The 22,157-nt window shown below is 37.2% G+C and carries 21 protein-coding genes; 8 read left to right on the forward strand and 13 right to left on the reverse strand.

What is annotated here, in order from left to right:
• Positions 1–18: 18 nt before the first annotated feature.
• Together rmuC and QF004_RS07500 are read left to right on the forward strand one after the other, a co-directional pair.
• Positions 19–1,527, forward strand: a complete 1,509-nt coding sequence (rmuC, locus tag QF004_RS07495) for a DNA recombination protein RmuC (RefSeq protein ID WP_307424555.1) — start codon at positions 19–21, stop codon at positions 1,525–1,527.
• A gap of 6 nt (positions 1,528–1,533) precedes the next feature.
• Positions 1,534–2,298: an RNA methyltransferase gene (locus QF004_RS07500; RefSeq protein WP_307424558.1), complete on the forward strand. Its 765-nt coding sequence runs from the start codon at positions 1,534–1,536 to the stop codon at positions 2,296–2,298.
• 50 nt (positions 2,299–2,348) lie between these two features.
• On the opposite strand, the gene QF004_RS07505 is transcribed toward QF004_RS07500, so the two are convergent.
• Entirely contained in the window at positions 2,349–2,627 is a 279-nt protein-coding gene (locus QF004_RS07505) for a hypothetical protein (RefSeq protein WP_133438878.1), read from the reverse strand.
• A gap of 180 nt (positions 2,628–2,807) precedes the next feature.
• Between QF004_RS07505 and QF004_RS07510 the strand changes: the two genes are divergently transcribed.
• Both QF004_RS07510 and QF004_RS07515 read left to right on the forward strand, forming a co-directional pair.
• Positions 2,808–3,977 carry a hypothetical protein gene (locus QF004_RS07510; protein WP_307424560.1) on the forward strand — a complete coding sequence of 390 codons (1,170 nt, stop codon included), beginning with the start codon at positions 2,808–2,810 and terminating at the stop codon, positions 3,975–3,977.
• A complete protein-coding gene (locus tag QF004_RS07515; protein WP_133438880.1) occupies positions 3,961–4,545 on the forward strand; it encodes a hypothetical protein in 585 nt (194 codons plus the stop codon). The genes QF004_RS07510 and QF004_RS07515 overlap by 17 nt, the downstream gene beginning before the upstream one ends.
• Here QF004_RS07515 and QF004_RS07520 read toward each other — a convergent pair.
• From QF004_RS07520 to QF004_RS07535, 4 genes are all read right to left on the reverse strand, one after another.
• On the reverse strand, positions 4,482–5,069 hold the full coding sequence (locus tag QF004_RS07520) for a 5-formyltetrahydrofolate cyclo-ligase (RefSeq protein WP_133438881.1): 588 nt from the start codon (positions 5,067–5,069) through the stop codon (positions 4,482–4,484). The genes QF004_RS07515 and QF004_RS07520 overlap by 64 nt on opposite strands.
• Positions 5,070–5,131: 62 nt before the next feature.
• Positions 5,132–5,362 (reverse strand): ferredoxin, encoded by a 231-nt coding sequence (locus QF004_RS07525; RefSeq protein WP_133438882.1) that lies wholly within the window; start codon positions 5,360–5,362, stop codon positions 5,132–5,134.
• 82 nt (positions 5,363–5,444) lie between these two features.
• Complete coding sequence (locus QF004_RS07530; RefSeq protein WP_307424567.1) at positions 5,445–6,692, reverse strand: peptidase U32 family protein; 1,248 nt, start codon at positions 6,690–6,692, stop codon at positions 5,445–5,447.
• The gene (locus tag QF004_RS07535; RefSeq protein ID WP_307424570.1) at positions 6,689–8,047 is read right to left on the reverse strand and encodes a rhodanese-related sulfurtransferase; all 1,359 of its coding nucleotides are present in this window, start codon (positions 8,045–8,047) and stop codon (positions 6,689–6,691) included. The genes QF004_RS07530 and QF004_RS07535 overlap by 4 nt, the downstream gene beginning before the upstream one ends.
• 528 nt (positions 8,048–8,575) lie before the next feature.
• Here QF004_RS07535 and QF004_RS07540 point away from each other — a divergent pair.
• Positions 8,576–9,187: a DUF4142 domain-containing protein gene (locus QF004_RS07540; RefSeq protein WP_307424574.1), complete on the forward strand. Its 612-nt coding sequence runs from the start codon at positions 8,576–8,578 to the stop codon at positions 9,185–9,187.
• Positions 9,188–9,307: 120 nt separating this feature from the next.
• On the opposite strand, the gene QF004_RS07545 is transcribed toward QF004_RS07540, so the two are convergent.
• From QF004_RS07545 to QF004_RS07560, 4 genes are all read right to left on the reverse strand, one after another.
• Positions 9,308–10,558 carry a dicarboxylate/amino acid:cation symporter gene (locus QF004_RS07545; protein ID WP_133438886.1) on the reverse strand — a complete coding sequence of 417 codons (1,251 nt, stop codon included), beginning with the start codon at positions 10,556–10,558 and terminating at the stop codon, positions 9,308–9,310.
• A 241-nt stretch (positions 10,559–10,799) separates the two neighbouring features.
• On the reverse strand, positions 10,800–11,219 hold the full coding sequence (locus QF004_RS07550; protein WP_133438887.1) for an SH3 domain-containing protein: 420 nt from the start codon (positions 11,217–11,219) through the stop codon (positions 10,800–10,802).
• 6 nt (positions 11,220–11,225) lie between these two features.
• Positions 11,226–11,705, reverse strand: a complete 480-nt coding sequence (locus tag QF004_RS07555; protein WP_133438888.1) for a BON domain-containing protein — start codon at positions 11,703–11,705, stop codon at positions 11,226–11,228.
• A gap of 158 nt (positions 11,706–11,863) precedes the next feature.
• Positions 11,864–12,487: an alpha-ketoglutarate-dependent dioxygenase AlkB gene (locus QF004_RS07560; protein WP_307424579.1), complete on the reverse strand. Its 624-nt coding sequence runs from the start codon at positions 12,485–12,487 to the stop codon at positions 11,864–11,866.
• Positions 12,488–12,549: 62 nt separating this feature from the next.
• Here QF004_RS07560 and QF004_RS07565 point away from each other — a divergent pair, with 62 nt between their 5' ends.
• Positions 12,550–14,406: a CocE/NonD family hydrolase gene (locus tag QF004_RS07565; RefSeq protein ID WP_307424581.1), complete on the forward strand. Its 1,857-nt coding sequence runs from the start codon at positions 12,550–12,552 to the stop codon at positions 14,404–14,406.
• A 137-nt stretch (positions 14,407–14,543) separates the two neighbouring features.
• Here the strand turns inward: QF004_RS07565 and QF004_RS07570 are convergent, their stop codons facing one another.
• The 3 genes from QF004_RS07570 to smpB form a co-directional block, all read right to left on the reverse strand.
• Positions 14,544–15,284, reverse strand: coding sequence for a YebC/PmpR family DNA-binding transcriptional regulator (locus QF004_RS07570; protein WP_133438891.1), 741 nt, complete (start codon positions 15,282–15,284; stop codon positions 14,544–14,546).
• A gap of 96 nt (positions 15,285–15,380) precedes the next feature.
• Positions 15,381–16,823: an OmpA family protein gene (locus QF004_RS07575; RefSeq protein ID WP_133438892.1), complete on the reverse strand. Its 1,443-nt coding sequence runs from the start codon at positions 16,821–16,823 to the stop codon at positions 15,381–15,383.
• A gap of 77 nt (positions 16,824–16,900) precedes the next feature.
• Positions 16,901–17,359, reverse strand: coding sequence for an SsrA-binding protein SmpB (gene smpB / locus QF004_RS07580; protein WP_034719015.1), 459 nt, complete (start codon positions 17,357–17,359; stop codon positions 16,901–16,903).
• 179 nt (positions 17,360–17,538) lie between these two features.
• On the opposite strand from smpB, the gene QF004_RS07585 reads away from it, so the two are divergent.
• Together QF004_RS07585 and recJ are read left to right on the forward strand one after the other, a co-directional pair.
• Positions 17,539–19,161: an ABC-F family ATP-binding cassette domain-containing protein gene (locus QF004_RS07585; RefSeq protein WP_133438893.1), complete on the forward strand. Its 1,623-nt coding sequence runs from the start codon at positions 17,539–17,541 to the stop codon at positions 19,159–19,161.
• 107 nt (positions 19,162–19,268) lie between these two features.
• Positions 19,269–20,978, forward strand: a complete 1,710-nt coding sequence (gene recJ / locus QF004_RS07590) for a single-stranded-DNA-specific exonuclease RecJ (protein WP_133438894.1) — start codon at positions 19,269–19,271, stop codon at positions 20,976–20,978.
• Between the two features lie 16 nt (positions 20,979–20,994).
• On the opposite strand, the gene QF004_RS07595 is transcribed toward recJ, so the two are convergent.
• Positions 20,995–22,146, reverse strand: a complete 1,152-nt coding sequence (locus QF004_RS07595) for a hypothetical protein (protein ID WP_307424604.1) — start codon at positions 22,144–22,146, stop codon at positions 20,995–20,997.
• Positions 22,147–22,157 lie beyond the last annotated feature (11 nt).

Genomic DNA, 22,157 nt, shown 5'->3' on the forward strand with positions numbered 1-22,157 from the left:
CTTTTGTATTTTTGAAAAATGGATTTCACCTCTATATTAACCGGCTTTATGTTCGGCGCTGTTTTCGGTGCGGTTATTCTGTATTTCATATTTAAAGCTTCTCATATTCCGCGACAGAAATTCGATGATTTGAATCAAAGTTTTATTAAAACAAATTCAGATTTAGAGAATTATTCGAAACGGAATCAGGAATTTCAGGAGGAGATTTCGCAACAGAAAGAAGCCAGCCAATTTCAGCAGGAAAACATTAATCAACTGAAAAATAAGATGGCAACTCTTTCGGCAGAAAACGTTTCCATCAATTCTCAGTTGCAGGACCAGCGGGAATTTAACTTCAAACAAAGTTCGCAAATTGAAAATCTACATCAGGAAAAACAAAATATTTTCGCCAGGAATTCCGAACTTTCAGCCATTAACGACGCTTTAAAAAACTCACTGGAAAACCAGAAAGAGGAGATTACCAACATGCAGGAACTGGCCAAAAATGAATTTCAAAATTTAGCCAATAAAATTTTAGAAGAAAAAACAGAAAAATTCACGGAACAGAACCAACTTCAATTAAAAACAATACTCCATCCATTACAGGAAAAAATCAACGATTTCGAGAAGAAAGTAGAAAACACCCACAAAGAAAGTATCGATTATCACGCGGCTCTGCGACAACAAATTATCGGTTTGCAGGATTTGAATAAGCAAATGAGCAAAGAAGCCGTCAACCTTACCAAAGCTTTAAAAGGCGACAACAAGATTCAGGGAAATTGGGGTGAACTGGTTTTGGAAAGAGTTCTGGAAAAATCCGGATTAGAAAAAGGTAGAGAATACGAAGTTCAGAAAAGCCATCAAACCGAAAACGGACGCCTGCAGCCTGATGTTGTCATAAATTTACCCGACGGCAAAAAAATGGTCATCGATTCAAAAGTTTCGCTGAATGCCTATGAAAGACTGATCAATGAAGAAAACGACGAACTCAAGCCAAGTCATTTGAAAGAACACGTGCTTTCACTGAAACGTCACGTTGAACAGTTAAGCAATAAAAATTACCAAAGTTTATATCATATCGAAAGTCCGGATTTTGTCTTACTTTTCGTTCCCATCGAACCTGCTTTTGCGATTGCGCTGAATGAGGACACTCATCTTTACAATAAAGCTTTTGAAAAAAACATTATTATTGTCACACCTTCTACTCTTTTGGCAACTCTGAAAACTATCGACAGCATGTGGACAAATCAGAAGCAACAGGAAAACGCCGTAGAAATAGCCAGACAAGCCGGTGCTTTATATGATAAGTTCGATGGATTTGTTACCGATTTATTAAGAATTGGAAAAAAAATGGAAGAAACAAAAACAGAATACGAGGGAGCGATGAATAAATTAGTTACAGGAAAAGGGAATTTGGTAAACAGTGTTCAGAAATTAAAAATAATGGGCGCAAAAGCTAAAAAATCTTTACCGGAAAACTTAATCTCGCGGGTCAATCCGGAGAATCAGATATCGCTCAGTATTGATGAAGAACAAAATTTCAATTAAATAAAAATGATAGAAAGTTTTCAAAACGAAAAAATAAAATATGTCACCCGACTTTTGACAGACAACAGGTTTCGAAAAAAAGAAAATGTTTTCGTGATCGAAGGGAAGCAGGAGAACGATAGAGCGTTAAAATTCGGTTTTGATGCCCAGGAATTTTATATCGCCGACAGTATTTTTAATGAAGATTTACCGGAAGGAAAAATACATTTGGTCTCAGAAAAAATCTATGATAAAATTGCCTATCGTGGTTCTTCAGAAGGAATCATAGGAATTTACCACACGAAAAACTCTGATTTAAAGGATTTCAACCCTAAAAAAAACTCATCGGTAATTATCGTAGAAAGTATCGAGAAACCAGGAAATCTGGGCGCAATATTGCGGAGTTGCGAAGCGTTTGGGATTGATGCCTTAATTGTAACTGATGCGAAAGTTGACTTCTATAATCCAAATGTGATCCGTTCCAGTGTGGGTTGTCTTTTTGGGATGAACATTTTCTATTCCAGCAATGATGAAGTGTACGAATTTCTCACTGAAAACCGTTACGCAGTTTATACTACCATCATGGATAAAGCATCTGAAAATATCCAAACAAGAAATTTAAAAGAAAAAAGCGCAGTACTCTTTGGAACAGAACATTCGGGACTGACCGATTTCTGGATGGGGAAAGGAAAGAATACGGTTATTCCGATGTCGGGAAGTATCGACTCTTTGAATTTGAGCAATGCCGTTGCCATCACCTGTTATGAGATTTTAAGACAAAAAATGACATAAAAAAAACCGCTTCTCAAAGAGAAACGGTTAATTTGTAAATCAGTTACTAATTATTTAGTAGCATCTTTAGCGTCTTTAGCAGCATCAGTTGCAGCATTAGCAGCACCTTTAGCAGCATCAGCAGCTCCTTCTACAGTTGCGTTAGCAGCATCAGCAGTAACAGTAGCAGCAGAATCTACAACAGTAGCAGCAGAATCAACAACAGCAGCAGCAGAATCAACAACAGCAGCAGCAGAATCAGTTGCGTTAGCAGTTTCTACAGTTTCAGTTTTGTTACAAGCTACAAGAGCTAAAGCAGCGATAGCAGCTACGAATAATGACTTTTTCATAATAAATTAAATTTAATTGTTTTGTTATTGTAAAATTTGTTTGTTCTCATTTATCATTTTGAACAGGACAAAGATAGGGTGAGAAATAAATTTGCATTCGAAAATTAATTGTAATATCTTTGTAAAATCGTTTTACAAAACAATATAACTGGAAATCAATAAATTACACAAAAATAGCAATTGAGCGATTTAGATTTATTACACTTTGAACAGCTAAAAAATGAGGTTCAAACTCAATATTTAAGCCAACACACCCCTTCCTATGATAATATATCAAAATGGAAAGGGATTGACATCATCTATTTTCAAGAAGATCTACGAAAGATCGCTAAAGGAAATATCAGCGAAAAATCGTTTTACACCTATTTTAAAAATTCTCCTGTAACCAGACTTCCCAGGATTGACATGCTTAACATCCTCAGCATTTATGCGGGTTATGTCTCATGGTACGACTTTAAAAAGAAACATCTTTTTGCCAATGAAATCTTAAAAGAATTAGAAGATTCTGATGAAAATCCAGAGGCCGAATTGGAAAATCATCCTGAAAACGCAGAAAACACATTACAACAAACCAGAATTATCCAGAAACAGGATATTTCCGCACATAACCCGGCTGAAACGACGACTGAAAAATCTGATTTACAAATATCGAATACTGATAATCAAAATATTAAGGAAAAGAAAGGCACATTCACTACTTACGATACCACTGAACAAAAATCAACCATATCAATTGTAAAAAAGTATATCTGGTTGGGAATCTCTGCTATTTTAGCAGTTTTGGTGGGACTTTTAGTATTCAAAGAGGAACTCTTCAGTAAAAAATTCTATTATAGCTTTGTTGATGCAGACCGGAATACAACAATTAATGCAGAATTACAAGTACAGATCCTCAAAGAAAACGAATCGCCGATTTTATATAATGCCAAACCCAACGAAGCGTTTGTTTATACCACCAAATCAAAAAACCTGACGATGGTCGTATCTTCACCCTATTATAAGACAGATACCATCCGACGGAATCTGGAAACCGCGCCCGAGGCGGAAACCATCGAGCTGAAACCTAATGATTATGCGATTATGCTTTTCTACTATTCAAAATCGATCAAAGATTTAAAGAAGAAAAGAGAATCATTAAATTATCTAATTAGTGATGACGCTCTGATTTACCAGGTTTATGATAACGAAACCTACGGCGTAGAAACCATGGATAAACAACGGTATATCAATCTGGTCACCCTGCCATCGACCTCACTGGAAAACCTACAGGTCATCGACACCAGGAACGATAAAAACAACAAAATAATAATGATTAAATTTAAAATTGCCACCGATGAAAAACCAAAATAAAATTGTTCTTCTCCTCATCAGTTTACTTTTAATTACTTTTTCCTGTAATAAAGAAAACACACAAATATCTGATTTAGAAATCGTTAGAAACAACAACAATAAAAAATCCTACCCTGTCACCAAAATGGACAGCGCGCAGGCAATCACTTTTATTACGAAACAAAAGATTCAAGAGCTGCTCGATCTCTCTACTTTATATACCGCGGGAAACCGGGATACCGAAATTGATTCTGTAATTTATGCTCAGATGAAAAGCTATTTCGTAGATCCTAACTCCAATAGACTAAAACCACTTCTCCAGCAACTCGACAGCTTGAAAGTACAAACGGCAAAAGTGGGAGATATTTCTGTAACGAAAGAAATCAGAGGGAACGACACTTTGGATCTTGCAAAATTTTATGTAGAATACTTCGATTTCAAAAACCGCTTAATCGGGTCATTTGAAAAAAGTGCGCATTACGTACTGGAACCTTCACCCATCAAATTTAAAAAGGAATTCAAATTTTACTTCGTCGATTTCGATTCAAAAGTGCCAAAAGACAGTATTTCTGTCGGGGTTACCAAATAATCCAACGGGACATCAAAAGCTGAAATATCTTCCACTTTTTCTTCGGGAGGAAAGAAACTTACGCCAACTTTAACCGCATTCGGATTGATTTCTGAAAAAAACCGGTCATAAAAGCCTTTTCCGTAACCCACTCTGTTTCCAAAATGATCGGAATACAAAAGCGGCGTAATGATGATATCAAAATCTTTGACGCCACAATCTTCTTCACCAGCGGGCTCTTTTATTCCCCAGGAGTTCTCAATTAAAGTCGTTTCTTTGGTAATTTCAAGCGCGATTAATTTTGTGTTTATCATTTTCGGTACAAAAACACGGATTTTATTTTCAAAAAAATAGTTGAGAAACTCCTTCGTATCAACTTCACCTTTCCCAGGAATAGAAAGGAAACAATGCACTTTCTGATTTTCCTTCAATTGAAATTCAGAGATAAAACGGGAAAATATTTTCTTAGAGAAGCCTTCAATCTCGGCTTTACTTAATTTCTCCTTTTTCGCTAAATATATTTTTCTGATTTCAGTTTTTTTCATATTCAAAAATAGTGAAAAAAAATCGCGTTCCAGTGAAACGCAATTGATCATTTATTTGAAGTTCAAATTTCTTTCACCGAAATAATCTTGACCGGACAGGCTTTTGCGGCTTTGTCGCAAGGTTCAAACGCTTCTGGATTTGGAATTTTTAAAGTGTAAAACCCTTTCTTGTTTTCCGTTTTCAATAAAACTGATTTCCCATCTTTTTTCGACATCCGAAAATACTCCGGTGCAAATTCTGCACAGTAATTACAGCCGATACATTTATCCCGTTGAAGCGTTATAATGACCATTTTTGAATAGTTGGATGCTTGAATATTTGAGTGCTTGAGTAAAATATTTACCTAAATTCTCAAGTACAAAATAATTTATCAATTAATTAGCTTGCACAATTTTATACAATTTATCAGAAGGTCTTACTTTAAAGTCCGTTTTAAAAGTAACCACGTCAGATTTCGCGGCTTTTGCTGCATCGGGTTTTTCGTCTACTCTCATCGCTTCCAAAATCATTTCCCGCGAACCTGTTGTAGGTCCCTGAATCAAAACTTTATCACCAATTTTTAAATCGTAGGCTTCAATTAAAAATTCTGCGATATTTGATTTTGGATAAAAATGTCTGCCTTTCCCGATATAGACCTTTTTCTGGGTTGCGGCAGAACCGTTATCTGCAGACCATTCTCCCAGCTCTTGTCCCAAATAATAACCTCCCCAAAATCCTCTGTTATAAACAGTTTCAAGCTGTTTCATCCAGTCTTCTACTTTTTCCTGGTTGAAAGTTTCCTCTGCAATTGCATCGATGGCTTCGCGGTAACATTTTGTCACGGTTGCGACATATTCCGGTGCTCTTCCGCGACCTTCGATTTTAAGAACGCTAACTCCAGCGTCCACAATTTGATCTAAAAAACTGATGGTACACAAATCTTTTGGCGACATCATATATTCGTTGTCCAACTCGATTTCGAAACCCGTTTCCTGATCAATAACCGTGTATTTTTTACGGCAGTTCTGTTTGCAGGCTCCACGGTTTGCAGAAGAATTCGCGGAATGCAGACTCAAATAACATTTTCCGGAAACCGCCATACAAAGCGCTCCGTGCCCAAAAATCTCGACTTCGACCAAGTTTCCTGAAGGACCTTTTACCTGTTCCTTAACAATCTGATCGCAGATCTTTTTAATTTGAGTCATGCTTAGTTCACGGCTCATCACCATGGTATCGGCGAAAAGTGCGTAGAATTTCACCGTTTCGATATTAGTAATATTAATTTGGGTAGAAATATGAACTTCCATTCCAATTTGTCTCGCATAAGATATCACCGCCTGATCCATCGCAATTACTGCCGTAAGATGAGCAGCTTTTGCCTTATCTAAAAGGGTCTTGATTAAGGATAAGTCGTGATCGTAAATAATCGTATTCAGTGTCAGATAAGTGCGAACGCCTTTTTCTGAGCATCTTCTGGAGATTTCCGGCAAATCATCTAAAGTGAAATTCATGGAAGCTCTCGCTCTCATATTCAACTGTTCCACGCCAAAATAAATGGAATCTGCTCCGTTATCAATCGCTGCCTGCATGGAAGTGAAATCACCGGCCGGCGACATTAATTCTATTTTTCCGCTTTTTGTCATGATCCTAAAATTTTATATAATTTGTCAGACAAACGGATTCTAAACGGAGTTTCAAAAGTGACTTGATCGCCTTCTTTAGCGTTTTCACAAGAACCTCCATTCGCGAACATTTCAGTGATTATCAGTTCCTGATCTCCCGTTGTCGGACCGGAAATCAGAACCTTGTCTCCTACTGAAAGTTCTTTATTTTCAATTAAAAACTGGGCAATTCTCGATTTGGTGTAATAATGTTCTGCCTTTCCAACCCATACTTTCTTAACGGATATTTTTTGACGGATATTTTTCGTTTCTGCTTTTGCTAAAGGTTTTGCAGGTAAATCACCGGAATTTTTAAAAGTCAAAGCATCGGATTTTCCTTTTCGGAAAACTTTGTTTCCGACTTCTTTTCCCTTTCTTAATTTTACCTGTTCAGCTAAAGGTAAATGGGTTATTTCTAAACATTCGGTAGAACAGCAGTTTTCCATCGCAGCTTTGCAATCGTCACATTGAATAAATAATAAATGACAGGCATCATTCGCGCAATTCGTATGATTATCACAGGGTTTGCCACATTGATGGCATTGCGAAACAATATCGTCGGTAATTCTTTCGCCTAATCGATGATCAAATACAAAGTTTTTACCGATGAATTTACTTTCAATATTTTCTTCTTTGATTTGACGGGTATATTCGATAATTCCGCCTTCCAGCTGGTAAACGTTTTTAAAACCCTGATGTTTAAAATAAGCGCTGGCTTTTTCGCAACGAATTCCGCCTGTACAGTACATCAACAGGTTTTTATCTTCTTTAAAATCCTGTAACTGTTGATTAATAATGGGCAGGCTTTCTCTAAAAGTTTCCACATCGGGCGTGATTGCGGCTTCAAAATGACCAACTTCACTTTCGTAATGATTTCTAAAATCGACTACAATCGTATTTGGATCTTCAAGTAAGCTATTGAATTCCTGGGCTTTCAAGTGAATTCCTTTATTGGTCACATCGAAAGAATCATCATTCAAACCGTCGGCAACAATTTTATGTCTGACTTTAATGGTGAGTTTTAAAAAAGAATGATCGTCTTGCTCAACAGCCACATTCAACCTGATGCCTTTCATAAAATCGTAAACTTCCAGCGTCTCGCGGAAACCGTCTATATTTTCTGCAGGAATACTCATTTGAGCATTAATTCCTTCATGGGCAACATAAATACGGCCTAGCGCATCGAGTGCGTTCCAGGCTATAAATAATTCGTCGCGAAATTTTTTTGGATCTGAGATTTTAGCGTACGCATAGAAAGACAAAGTAAGACGTTGCTTACCGGCTTCATCAATAAGTTGAGCTCTTTCTTCTGCGCTTAAGGTGTTGTACAGTTGCATGCTATAAACGGGTTAAGTGAGAAAAATAATTTTGCAAAGATAAACATTTCTGTCTTTAATTTAAACCTGAAGGCATTTCCATTCTTTATAACAGATTTAGCAGGAAAATTTTGACAGGCGGCTCATAAAAAGGTTGGTGAAGAAAGTAAAATATAGATTTTGAACCTTCCTTCATCAATAGAAATCAAATACTTACACCAAAACTCATCAACGATAATATTCCCAAAAACTATTTTTCAGCAAAAACCGGAGAAAAGAAAAACTCTCAATTTTATTTTCAACGACTATAATGATTTATGTAAATAAAAATAAAAAACATGTAATCCGCTGCCTTTTATTTTACATATCATGAAGAGCAAACAATGAATAGTAAAGGATTCCAGCCTTCTTTCAATACTGCAAAATTTTAATCATTTTAAAAATTTAAAATAAGAATTCTCACCATGCACTGCTTTTTTGGCAAATAAATTGCTGAAATACAGAGAGATGAAAATATAATATTTATTTAACATTTTTAAAATCACTATTATGAAAAATTCAATTGTAACGGTTCTCGCTATCTCTGCATTGGTAGCTTGTAAAAAGAGTGAAACTACCACCATAGATCATTCTGCAGATGGCACCTCTACTACAGCTCCGGCTGAGCCTACCACCACGCCGGCAGAATCGGCAAATATGCCAGGAACCAAAGAAAATATAAATATGATGACCGATCAGGATAAAAAATTCGCTGAAGCCGCGGCAAAAGGAGGAATGATGGAGGTAATGCTCGGAAAAATTGCTGAAAAAAATGCCGCTAACGAGCAGGTGAAAGCATTTGGAAAAATGATGGTTGAGGACCATACAAAAATTAACGATGAATTGAAAAACTGGGCTTCCAAAGGCAGCTACAAACTACCCGCATCTTTGGACGCCAGCCAACAGAAAAAAGTCGATGATTTGAAAATGAAAAAAGGGATGGATTTTGATAAATCTTATACTGAACTAATGATCAGCGATCACAAAATGGATATTGCAGAATTTAAAAAAGAAATATCCAGTGGGACTGAAGCTTCTCTAAAATCCTTTGCTTCTGCCCATCTGCCAACTTTAGAGCATCACCTCACGAAAGCGGAAGAAGCGAAAAAAGCATTGAAGTAATACTTCTGAATAAAACAAAATCCCGAAAAAAATTCGGGATTTTGTTTTTCTTTATTGCTAAATAGATGGGGTTGTTTAATAATACTCGATTTACCCATATTCAGCAGTGTTTTTTACTATTTACAAATCTCCACCGTGATTTTCCAGTTGTCCTTCCCATTTCGAAACTGCAGAAGTTGCTAAAGCATTTCCTAAAACATTGGTCATACTTCTTCCCATATCGCAGAAATGGTCAATCGGTAAAATCAAAGCAATTCCTTCCGGCGGAATTCCGAACATGGTACAGGTTGCTACAATAATAACCAGACTCGCTCTTGGAACTCCGGCGATTCCTTTGGAGGTTAACATTAAAACCAAAAGCATAATAACCTGTTGTCCTAGAGTCATATCAATCCCGTAAATCTGGGCGATAAAAATCGCTGCAAAGGTCATATACATCATACTTCCATCCAGATTAAAGGAGTAACCTAAAGGTAAAATAAACGATACAATTCTGTTATTACATCCGAATCTCTCGAGTTCTTCAACCAATTTCGGGAAAACTGCTTCTGAACTTGTTGTAGAAAATGCGATCAATAAAGGCTCTTTGATTCTCCGTAATAATTCGAATAAGCGGTTTCCCAAGATCATATACCCTACGATACAAAGTACCAACCACAAAACAGCTAAAGCAAAAAAGAAATCCCGCAGGTAAATCGCATATACTTTGAAAATATCAAATCCGTTGGTAGCGACAACCGCAGCAATTGCACCTAATACTCCAAGCGGCGCAAACCACATGATATACCCTACCATTTTTAAAATAGCATGGGCACAAATATCCAAACCTCTAACAATAGGTTTTGTATACTCTTCACCCATATTGGCTAACGCAACGCCGAACATAATAGAGAATACTACGATTTGCAAAACCTCATTGGTCGCAAAAGCTTCGAATAAACTTTTCGGAATAATATGAGTCACAAACTGCTCCAAAGAAAGCCCCTGACTGTGTGCAACCATTTCTCCGGCAGCATCTGCGGCAGGTTTGGGAAGCTGCATTACTCGTCCCGGTTCTAACCAATTCACAAAAACTAATCCAATCAGTAAAGAGACTAATGAAGCAGTAATAAACCAAAGCATGGCTTTGGTTCCTACGCGCCCAATCATCTTTACATCACTCATCTTGGCAATTCCTACCACCAAAGTGGTAAATACCAGGGGCGCAATAATCATCTGTACCAAGCGGATAAAGACGGTGCCAAGAAGTTTTATATTTTTTGAAAATCCTTCGGAACTCTCAGGATACTGTGTATGCACGACGCCACCCATGATTACGCCTGTTACGAGAGCGATAATAATGAAGACGAATAGTTTGTTTTGACCTTTCATGTTATATTTTCTTATAAGATTTACAAATATATGTTATTTTGTTAAAAAATGGTTAAAATTTCAGCGCTGGACAAGCGATTGAAATGGAAATCCTTTTTCAAAACATGAAAATACGTAAAAGATTATAATAAAGACCGCAGTTTTTTCAGGAAATTTTCCACCGGCAAATCCTCTTACGCGATGAACACACATAAAAAACCCCTGAATAATCAGAGGTTTCCTATTTTTAGAAATGCTAAAATTACGCCTGCAAATATCTTGCATAAGCATATCCTTCTTCACCGTCAGAATTTCTCACTTTCCACCAATCATCAGAACTCTGTTCTATCAAAGTTACAGTGGCGCCTTTTGCAGCTTTACCGACCACGGCGGCATCAGTAGAAGGCTGTTGTCTCATATTAAGGCTTGTAGACTCCGTAGCTACCGTAAGAGAAGCGCCAGCTGCCAATCCTGCAACCTGCACATCTACATTGATGTCAGAAGCCGAATACGTGGAATCGATCGCTCCAAGAGCGTTCCATACGGCATCTTTCGCTGCTGTAGTAGTTGTATTACCTGAAATATAAAGAATTCCGTCTTTTTCAGCAACTTGTAAATTAGAGACTCCGGCGGACTTTGCCGCAGAAATCACACTTGCATATTTATCTTGTAAAGCACTCATATTCAATTATTTTACAGTGTAATTATAGTTAACTTTCCCAGTTTTTAAAGCATCCACAGACATTTTGATTTTTTTCGCCTGCTCCGAAGAAACATTACCTGTTAAAGTTAATTCACCGTTTACTACCTCTACTTTCACCGAAGGGAAATCTTTCACAGCATCCGCAACTTTTTGCTGAACTGCAGGATCTACGACTGAAACAGTTTCCACCACCACAGGAGCTTGTATCGTTGACATATCATGAACATCTTTAATCCCTGGAATGGCTTTTAAAGAAGCAATCATTTCGTCTCTGGCAGCTTGGTCCGTGAACGTTCCGCTCAGGTGAGCCTGGCCATCTTTCACTTCAACCGACGCGTTCTGATTAGAAGTTACTACCGTGGTTGCCTGCGTTTGCAGTTCTGCATCTGAAACTTTCTTTTTACAGGCGATTGACCCGAAAGAAACTGCAACTGCCAAAGCAGCCATTGCGATTGTTTTTTTCATAATTGATTTGTTTAATGTTAAAAATTATTCTCAAATTTAATGATAAATTATCAGCCATTTTCATAATAAAAATATAATTTTTTCATAAATTTTTGTCATTCCGGGCGAATTCATTATTAAAATCGTGAAATACTCTCCTCAAATATAGCGATTAAAAATCAAATTTGTTTGCCGGTTTTATCTATTGTTCTGAATGTCAAATTGATTCTGGGCAAGAATATCTTTTTTGTCGGCGGCAACCGGTGGAGCCAAAAACTTTGCGTCTGAGCTTTCATCACTAATAAACTGCCGTTTTCTAAGATGAGTTCAATTTTCTCTTTAGTTGTTTTATGTTTAAATGAAAATTTTCTTTCAGCTCCTAAACTTAAGGAAGCAATAGCTCCGTTTTTCTTTAAATATTTTTCTCCATCGCTGTGATAAGCCATTCCTTCGCTGCCGTCATGATAGAGATTAAGCAAGCAGGAATTGAACTGCTCACCGGTTTTTTCTTCAACCGTTTTTTTTAGTTCTAATAGTTCCTTGGTCCACGGAAGCGCATTCTTGGTCGTCTTTGAATAAGTATATTCAAAATTTTCTTCGCCGTACCACGCCACTTTTCTTTTGGTTAAGATTTTCTTTCCAAAAATAATGGCTTCATCATTTCTCCAGTCGATGGTTTGCAAAAGCTTCTGATAAAAGTAATCTGACTGTTCCTGATTAAAAATTTTGCCGTAATAATTGACTGTCCCATCTTGGGGAAGTAAATTGAACTCGGGATCCGGCAGGTTTTCAAATAATTCCATTGTTTCATATTCTCGTTCAAATTTCTACATTTTTTTTCATAAATTCGTTCAAAATAATTTTCATGAAAAAATACTTTCAGATTTTCTTTACGCTCTGTTTTGTCTTAGCAATAGCTCAAAACAAACCTGACAATAGTTTTGTTAAAGAACATTATACCAAAAAAGAAGTTTATATCCCGATGCGGGACGGCGTAAAACTTTTTACTTCCGTTTATATCCCGAAAGACATTTCTAAATCCCAGAAATACCCTTTCCTGATGCAGCGAACCTGCTATAGTGTTGCGCCCTATGGTGAAAATGAGTACAAATCTTCCCTCGGTCCTAACCCATATTTAATGAAAGATCAGTACATCTTCGTTTATCAGGATGTTCGCGGCAGATATATGAGTGAAGGAACATTTACCAACATGACACCACAGGTAGTACATAAAACCAAAAAAGATGTCGACGAAAGTACCGATACGTATGACACCATCGACTGGCTTTTGAAACACATTGCAAATAATAATGGAAAAGTTGGCCAGTACGGAACTTCTTATCCTGGGTTTTATACTGCTGCGGGAATTCTTTCTGACCATCCCGCTTTGGTAGCGTCATCTCCGCAAGCGCCGATTTCCGATTTTTGGAATGATGATTTTCTTCATAACGGAAAATTTATGCTTGGCTATTTCAGAACATTTCCTGTGTTCGGAGTTCAGAAAACAAAAGCTGAAAATAAAGCCTGGTATATGGATACTTTCGTAAAGCAGACTTCTGAGGATGGATTAAAATTTTACCGGGACATGGGAACTTTGAAAGATGGTTATGAAAAACACTATAAAGATAATTTCTTTATGACTGAAATTATGAATCATCCAAATTATGACGATTATTGGCAGAAGAGAAGCATTCTTCCTCATCTGAAAAATATCAACCACGCCGTGATGACGGTTGGGGGCTGGTTCGATGCCGAAGATTTATCAGGTCCTTTGAATATTTATAAAACAATTGAGAAGACAAGTCCAAAAGCGAAGAATACAATTGTGATGGGACCTTTCTCGCATGGCGGCTGGTCAAGGGAAACCGGACATCAATTTCATAATGAGATTTATTTCGGAGACAGTATTGCGACTTATTATCAAACCAAATTAGAAACTCCGTTTTTTAAACATTATTTAAAAGGAAATTCCAAAGTTGACGCAGGATTACCGGAAGCAACAATGTTTGACACCGGAAAAATGGAATGGAAAGAATTCAGTACTTATCCTGCGAAGAATACAGAGAAAGTAAATTTCTATCTTGCAGACCGAACCTTTAAAAAAAGTCCTTCCAATAGCAGTTCAGAATATTACAGCGATCCGGCAAATCCCGTGTTAAGCTCAGAAAACATAAAAGATTTCAATGGTTTCACTCCGAGAAATTACATGAGTGAAGATCAGCGTTTTGCCGCAGGAAGACCGGATGTGTTAACTTTTACCACCGATATTTTGACAGACGATCTTACCTTGACGGGAGAAATTTTAGCAAAACTTAATTTCTCATCGACTTCTAATGATGTTGATTTTGCAGTAAAATTAATTGATGTTTATCCGCAGGATTTTGTACCGAAAGAAAAAAAGAATGGTGTCGTTTATGGCAATTATCACCAGTTGGTTCGAAGTGAAATCATGCCGGCAAGATTCAGAAATTCAAGAGAGAAAGGTGAAGCATTGGTTCCCAATGAAAAAACTGCAGTAGAAGTGAAATTGCAGGATGTTCTGCATACGTTCAAAAAAGGACATAAAATACAGGTTCAGATTTCAAGCACCTGGTTTCCGTTGTTTGCAGTTAATCCACAGAAGTTTTTAGAGAATCCAAATTTTGCAGTAAAGGAAGATTACACCAAAGCATTTATTAAAGTATATGGTGACAGCTTTTTGGAAGTTAATGTTCTAAAATAATTTATAAAATATCGATTATAAAAAAACCAAAACTATTAAATTTAGTTTTGGTTTTTTTATAAGGTGAATTTAAGATCGAAAATTTCTCTACATTTTAAACTAAAAAGTTACTAAAGAAAATATTTAGCAACCTTTGCTTAAAGCGAATTCATTAATTCATCTGTAATTTCCATATTGTGAAATACGTTTTGTACATCATCATCGTCTTCGAAACGCTCCAGCATTTTCATATTTATTTTAAAATGCTCCTCCGAAACTTCTTTGGTGTTATTTGGGATTCTTTGAATTTCCGCACTTTTGGGTTCAATACCCAGTTCGTCTAATTTATGAGATAATGATCCGAAATCTTCAAACGCTGTGGTAATGAAAACTTCATCTTCGTCCTGTTCTATTTCTTCTGCGCCGCCATCAATCATTTCCATTTCGAAATCATCCCAATCCAATTTAATTAAGGAACGGTCCAGAGAGAAAATCCCTTTACGGTCAAAGATGAAAGCCAACTCTCCGTTCTTGCCCAGATTCCCGTCAAACTTATTGAATATTGCCCGTACATTGGCGACAGTTCTTGTGGGGTTATTTGTTGTACAGTCTATAAAAAAAGCGACTCCACCCTGTCCATAGCCTTCGTAGGTAATTTCTTCATAATTTTCCGCGTCAGCGCCACTTGCTTTTTTAATTGCACGCTCCACGTTATCCTTCGGCATATTAGCACCTTTAGCATTTTGGATGCATCTTCTCAACCCTGGATTAGTATCGGGATCTGGTCCTCCTGCTTTTACCGCAAGAGCGATATCTTTACCAATTTTAGAAAACGTTTTGGCCATCTTATCCCAGCGGGCCATTTTAGAAGCTTTTCTATATTCAAATGCGCGTCCCATATTATTTGATTTTTTCTGATTACAAAAATACAATTTTGTTTATAAAAAAACACCCTCGAAATCCGAGGGTGTTTATTATTTAGAATAATAATTTAATTATTTTTTCTTTTTTGCAGCAGCTTTTTTCTTAGCAGCGGCTTTTTTAGCAGCAACAACATCTGATTTTTGGTATTTAGACCATTCAGAATCATCACCGATATATTTAACGACTACTTTTCTGTCTACTTGTCTTTCAGCGTCTGAAGCGTTTTCTGCTACTTTAGCATTTTGCTCACCGATACCGATTGATTTAAGTACACTTGGCTCAACACCTCTAGCGTCTAAAGCAGAAACTACAGCAGCAGCTCTTTTCTTAGAAAGCTCTAAATTGTATGCGTCAGATCCTTTTTTATCAGTTTCACCGATTAATAGGAATCTTCCTCCATCTTTCTTAATGATATCAGCAGCTGTATCTAATGCTCCTGTAGATTTGGCATTGATAGTTGCTTTATTAAAGTCGAAATAAACCGCTTTCAGATTCTCTTCAACTTCAGCTCCTGTTACTTCTTTAGGTTTAGGACAACCGTTGTATTCTTTAAGTCCGAAAACTGTAGGACAAGCGTCATCTTTATCCAATACTCCGTCTCCGTCAGTATCTGGCCAAGGACAACCATTGTTTTCTACTGGACCTGGAACTTGTGGACAAAGATCATCTTTGTCAACAACACCATCTCCATCAGTATCTGGCCAAGGACAACCGTTGTTTTCAACTGGACCTGCAACATCTGGACATTGGTCATCGATATCTGGGATTCCGTCTCCGTCAGTATCAGGACAACCTTGGAATTGCGCTAAACCTGGAGTGTCAGGACATCTGTCATCTTTATCTAGAATTCCGTCTTTATCTCTGTCTGTATTTCCGAATCTAAATAATAAAGATGCGGAAGCTTGCCAAAAGTTAGCAACACTAGATTTGTCTCCTGGCGTAGAAACGTAATCTCCCTGAACACCTAAACCGAAGCTTTTAGTAATCCAGAAGTTAGATCCGATACCGGTAGCAAGAGCAAAATGATCAGCACCGATGTTTTTACCATCCTTGTCAAGCGCATTTGCTTGTCCGGTATAGTCATGTCTCAAATAATTGGCACCAGCTCTCAAATATGGATCGAACCAAGAATCTTCATTCCAAAGACCATTGAATTTAAATTGAAGACCTAAACCAGTCATAAGGAAAAACTCTTTCCCCATTCCGATTTTCTTGTTGTCAACATTCCCTACAGAGGTTTGCCAGTCAAGAACTAAGTACTTGCTTAAGTTTCTCGCAACTGTTAATTTTGAAAGTGGAGGTGTAATTGTAAAATTGTTCATGTTATACAACTGACCGTTATCACTACCGCCAAAAGCAGTTGAGAAAACATCTCCCACATTTCCTCCTGCCGCAGCATGATTTACTCCGTGAGCACCAACACCGATTAACCACGGGTTGCTGGTAGTCTGAGCGAAAACAGTAGAGGCAATCGTAAGTGCCAATGCTGAAATTCCTAATTTTAGATTTTTCATAGAATTAAATGATTAAATAATTGATAATGCAAAATAAATATAAATTTTCTTCATAAACAAAGATTTTTGGTCTTTTTTTAACTTTTCTTTAATATTCTGTCGAGATTTCGTTTGTTTTCTCTTTCTTTTATGCTTTCGCGTTTATCAAAGAGTTTTTTTCCACGACCGAGTGCAATAAGAATCTTGGCTTTTCCTTTATCATTTATATAAAGTTTTAAAGGAATTATAGTATTACCAGCATCTTTCAGTTTCTTTTCAAACTTTTGCAACTCTCTTTTGTGCAATAGCAACTTCCGTTCCCTTTTCGTCTTATGGTTATAAAAAGTTCCCAATTTATATTCATCAATCATCATATTTATGATGTACAATTCACCGTCAATAAACTGACAAAAGGACTCGGTGATACTCGCTTTCGACGACCGCAAAGATTTAATCTCTGTCCCAGTAAGTACCATTCCCGCTTCTATTTCTTCAGAAAGTTCATATTCAAAGCGTGCTCTTTTATTGTAGATTGCAATTGATTTTTCAATTTTCATTTTGATGGTAAATTTGATATTCTTTAAACTGTTAAATTTTATAAAATTTTAACATAACACTTCAGATTTTTTAATCGGGCTGGTCATTATCAATTTCGCTGCGTTTAAATTCACACTTTTTAAACAATGTATTAAACCCGATTTCTTTTCGTAATTTTGCATCAAATTTACAAAACTATATGTTAACAGTATCTAATTTATCTTTACAATTCGGAAAAAGAGTACTTTTTGACGAGGTAAATATTATGTTTACGAAAGGAAACTGCTACGGAATTATTGGTGCCAATGGTGCCGGTAAATCTACTTTCCTGAAAATCCTAACCAAACAGCAAGATCCTACAACAGGCACCGTTTCTCTTGAACCGGGGAAAAGAATGTCTGTATTAGAGCAAGATCACTTTGCTTACGATAATTTTACCGTGCTCGACACCGTTTTGAGAGGGAACAAAATATTGTTCAAAATCAAAGAAGAGATGGATGCGCTGTACGCAAAAGAAGATTTCTCTGATGCCGATGGAATTAAAGCGGGTGAACTTGGCGTAATCTATGACGAAATGGGCGGCTGGAACTCTGAATCCGACGCAATGACGATGCTTTCTAATGTCGGCATCAAAGACGATATGCACTATCAGATGATGGGTGAACTGGAAAATCAGAACAAAGTAAAAGTACTTCTTGCACAGGCATTGTTCGGAAACCCAGATGTTCTGATTCTGGATGAGCCAACAAATGATCTGGATATCGAAACCATCGCTTGGTTAGAAGATTTCTTATCAACTTACGAAAATACGGTAATTGTAGTTTCTCACGACCGTCACTTCCTGGATACCGTTTGTACACACATCGGAGATTTAGATTATTCTAAACTTAATTTATATACCGGAAACTACTCGTTCTGGTACCAAGCTTCTCAATTGGCGACAAGACAGCGTCAGCAGTCCAATAAAAAAGCTGAAGAAAAGAAAAAGGAATTGCAGGACTTTATCGCCCGGTTCTCTTCCAACGTAGCAAAAGCAAAACAGGCAACCGCTCGTAAGAAGATGATCGACAAACTAAATATTGAAGACATTAAACCTTCATCCAGACGTTATCCTGCGATAATTTTTGATACAGAGCGTGAAGCCGGTGATCAAATTCTGGAAGTTAAAGATTTAGAAAAAACCAAAGATGGCGAATTACTTTTCTCTAAAATTAATCTGAATTTAAAGAAAGGAGATAAGGTAGCCGTGATTTCTAAAAACTCCCTGGCAATTACCGAATTCTTCCAGGTTTTAAGCGGGAATACAGAAGCTGATAAAGGAACATTCAATTGGGGAATTACAACGAACCAATCTTACATGCCCCTTGACAATTCAAGTTTCTTCCAGGAAAACATCAACTTGGTTGATTGGCTAAGACAATTTACAAAGAATGATGAAGAGCGCCATGAAGAATATATGCGAGGATTTTTAGGAAAAATGCTTTTCTCTGGAGACGAAGCCTTAAAATCCTGTACCGTTCTTTCGGGAGGGGAAAAAATGCGGTGTATGTTCAGCAGAATGATGTTGCAACGCGCCAATATCCTGTTAATGGACGAACCGACCAATCACCTGGATCTGGAAAGCATCACCACTTTGAACAACTCTTTGGTTAGCTTTAAAGGAAACATTTTGCTGTCTTCTCATGACCACGAAATGTTGCAAACGGTCTGTAACCGTATTATCGAATTAACTCCGAAAGGAATTATCGATAGAGAGATGACCTACGACGAATATTTAGAAGATAAGAAAGTGAAAGAATTACAGCAGCAAATGTATTCTTAAAATATCTTTTCCCTTATATTTAAAAACAAACCGTTCAAAAAATTGAGCGGTTTTTTCTTTTGAGTTCCGCCTCGGCTTCCAACTTTTTTCCCTAATTTTGTGAGATTATGAGTCAAAAATGGATTTACAAACCCGAACCCGATGAGGATATTGTCGACGGAATAAGCTCGTCTCTTGGATTTGGAACTTTTGAATCCAAAATTCTCGTCCTTCGTGGCATCGATGATTATCAAAAAGCACGAGAGTTTTTCAAACCCAACCTCAACGATATACACAATCCTTTCCTGATGAAGGACATGCAGTTGGCCGTAGACCGCATTGCAACAGCGATCGAGAACGGCGAAAAAATCATGGTCTATGGAGATTATGATGTTGACGGGACGACCGCAGTTGCTTTGATGTATCTGTACCTCAGTAAAATTGTAGAGAAAAAATACCTGGATTATTATATTCCGGACCGAAATATTGAAGGTTACGGTATTTCTAAAGCAGGAATCGAGTATGCCAAAGAAAATGATTTCTCTCTCATCATCGCGCTTGACTGTGGAATCAAAGCACTCGACAAAATAGATTATGCCAAAGAACTGGGAATTGATTTCATTATTTGTGACCACCATTTACCGGGCGAAGAAATCCCTGATGCCGTTGCCGTTTTGGATCCAAAAAGGAAAGACTGCCGATATCCCTTTAAAGAACTTTCGGGTTGTGGCGTAGGTTTCAAACTTTGTCAGGGTCTGAACACCCTTTATAAAATCCCCGAAGCCGAACTTTTTGAATTGACCGATCTGCTTGCGATTTCTATTGCGGCAGATATCGTTTCCATGTCGGGGGAAAACCGGGTTCTCGCAAAACAAGGTTTAAAAATCTTAAGAAAGTCCAGAAACCTGGGATTGCGGATGCTAATTCCTGAAGATAAACTCGCCACTTTTGAAATCTCCAATATCGTTTTCGAAATTGCTCCCAAAATCAATGCTGCCGGACGGATTTCTCATGGGAAAGCCGCCGTGGAATTAATGGTTTCCGACAACCTGAAACATGCGACTCAAATCGTAAATGATATCGTAAACTTAAACGATTCCCGACGCGAAATGGATATGAGCAGTACCACCGAAGCTCTTCTGCAGGTAGAAACCAGCGGACAGGTTACCAATTTCTCGACCGTTGTTTATGGCGCCGGCTGGAACAAGGGAGTGATCGGCATTGTCGCATCCAGACTGACAGAAACGTACTACAAACCTACCGTTGTTTTTGCAGATGGAAACAATGGCGAAATTGTTGCTTCTGCCCGATCGGTTTCAGATTTCGATGTACATAATGCTCTGGAAGAATGCTCAGATTTATTTTTAAAATTCGGAGGTCATCCAGCTGCTGCAGGACTTTCTATGGAAAAGGAAAAATTAAATTTATTCAAAGAAAAATTCGAAAAAGTAGTTGCAGAGAAAATCCAGGAGCATCAGAAAGAACCAAGCATAAAAATTGACGCTGTTGTAGAAATTGATGACCTGAACAAAGACTTCTTTAATTTCCACAGAAAACTTGCACCATTTGGTCCGGATAATATGAAACCTGTTTTGGTTCTAAAAAATCAAAAACTTTCGGGCTATGTAAAAACAATGGGCAAAGAAAACAGTCATCTTAAATTCTTTATAAAGCAGGATTCTACCGGCAAAAACATCGAATGTATTGGCTTTAAATTAGGGAAATATGCGGATGAATTCAGACAGAAAACGTTCGACATCGCTTTCACGGCAGAAGAAAATCACTGGAAAGGAAATGTCACTTATTTTCTGAGTATCCGTGATGTGAAATTCAACTGATTTTTCACAGATTTAACTAAACCGTTTCCTGTCTTTTAAATTCTTTAGTTTCATCAAAAAGATATCGGTAAGTCGCCAGTTTTCTGGTGACTTTTGTTTCCAGATTCTCGGCAATTTTAATCATTTTAGGATTGAAATCTCCGATCCACTGCATTTCATAATCTTCAAAATCAGTGGTTTCACGAAAATGTTTCGTTCCTTCCCAAATCATAAATCCGTCAATCCCTTTTCGCTGCCATTCCGGGATAATTCCGAAAACCAGCCCTACCATTTTTTTATTCTTCCTGAATTTTTTAATGATTAAAAATAAGAGTTTCTGAAGAAGTCCGAATTTTCCATTAAAGAATTTAATCCACTGGTTCAAATCGGGAATATTCATCCACATCGCGATGGGCCTTTCATTTTCATAGACGAACCAGGAAATATGCTCATTGATAACAGGTTTTAGGCTTTTAAACATTTTCACCGTTTGCATTTCCGTCAATTGTTTTCCTTCACCATGACTTGCCCACGCCTGATTGTAAACTTCCGTAAAATCCTTCGCGAATTTTTCCAAAAATTTGATTTGAAGAGGTTTCGCCTTAATCTCTTTATTCTTTGAAATTCGCTGATGCATCGCTAAAAAATGATTTGCAACCGGATGATGAATTTTTCTCCCAAAGCATAATTGATTGAAATAAATTTGAAAACCATAATTTTCAAAAAGTGTTTTATAATAAGACGGATTATAATTCATCCCATAAAGTGGTTCTGAAAAACCTTCGGTCAAAAGCCCCCAGAATTTATCGCGTTCCCCGAAATTAATCGGCCCATCCATCGCTTCCATTCCTTTTTTCTGCAGCCATTCTTTAGCAAAATTAAAAATAAAATCTGCGGTTTTCTGGTGATCGATACAGTCAAAAAAACCTATTCCACCCGTTGGCTGATCCTGTGTGTATTTTTTATTAATGAAAACTGCAATTTTTCCGACGGTTTTATTGTCATCATTTTTAAAGAGGAACCGTTCGCACTCGCCGGATCTGAAAAATTTATTTTTTCTGGGATCAAAGACGTTTTCAATATCCTGATCCAGAGGCCGGATATAATTTCTATCCTTCCGAAAAAGGAGTTTTGGAAAGTTCAGAAACTCTAAAACCGACTCTTTCGACACCACATTAATTACCTTCATTTTTCAAAAAT

This window comes from Chryseobacterium sp. MDT2-18, assembly GCF_030815285.1.
Lineage (GTDB): Bacteria > Bacteroidota > Bacteroidia > Flavobacteriales > Weeksellaceae > Kaistella > Kaistella salivictor.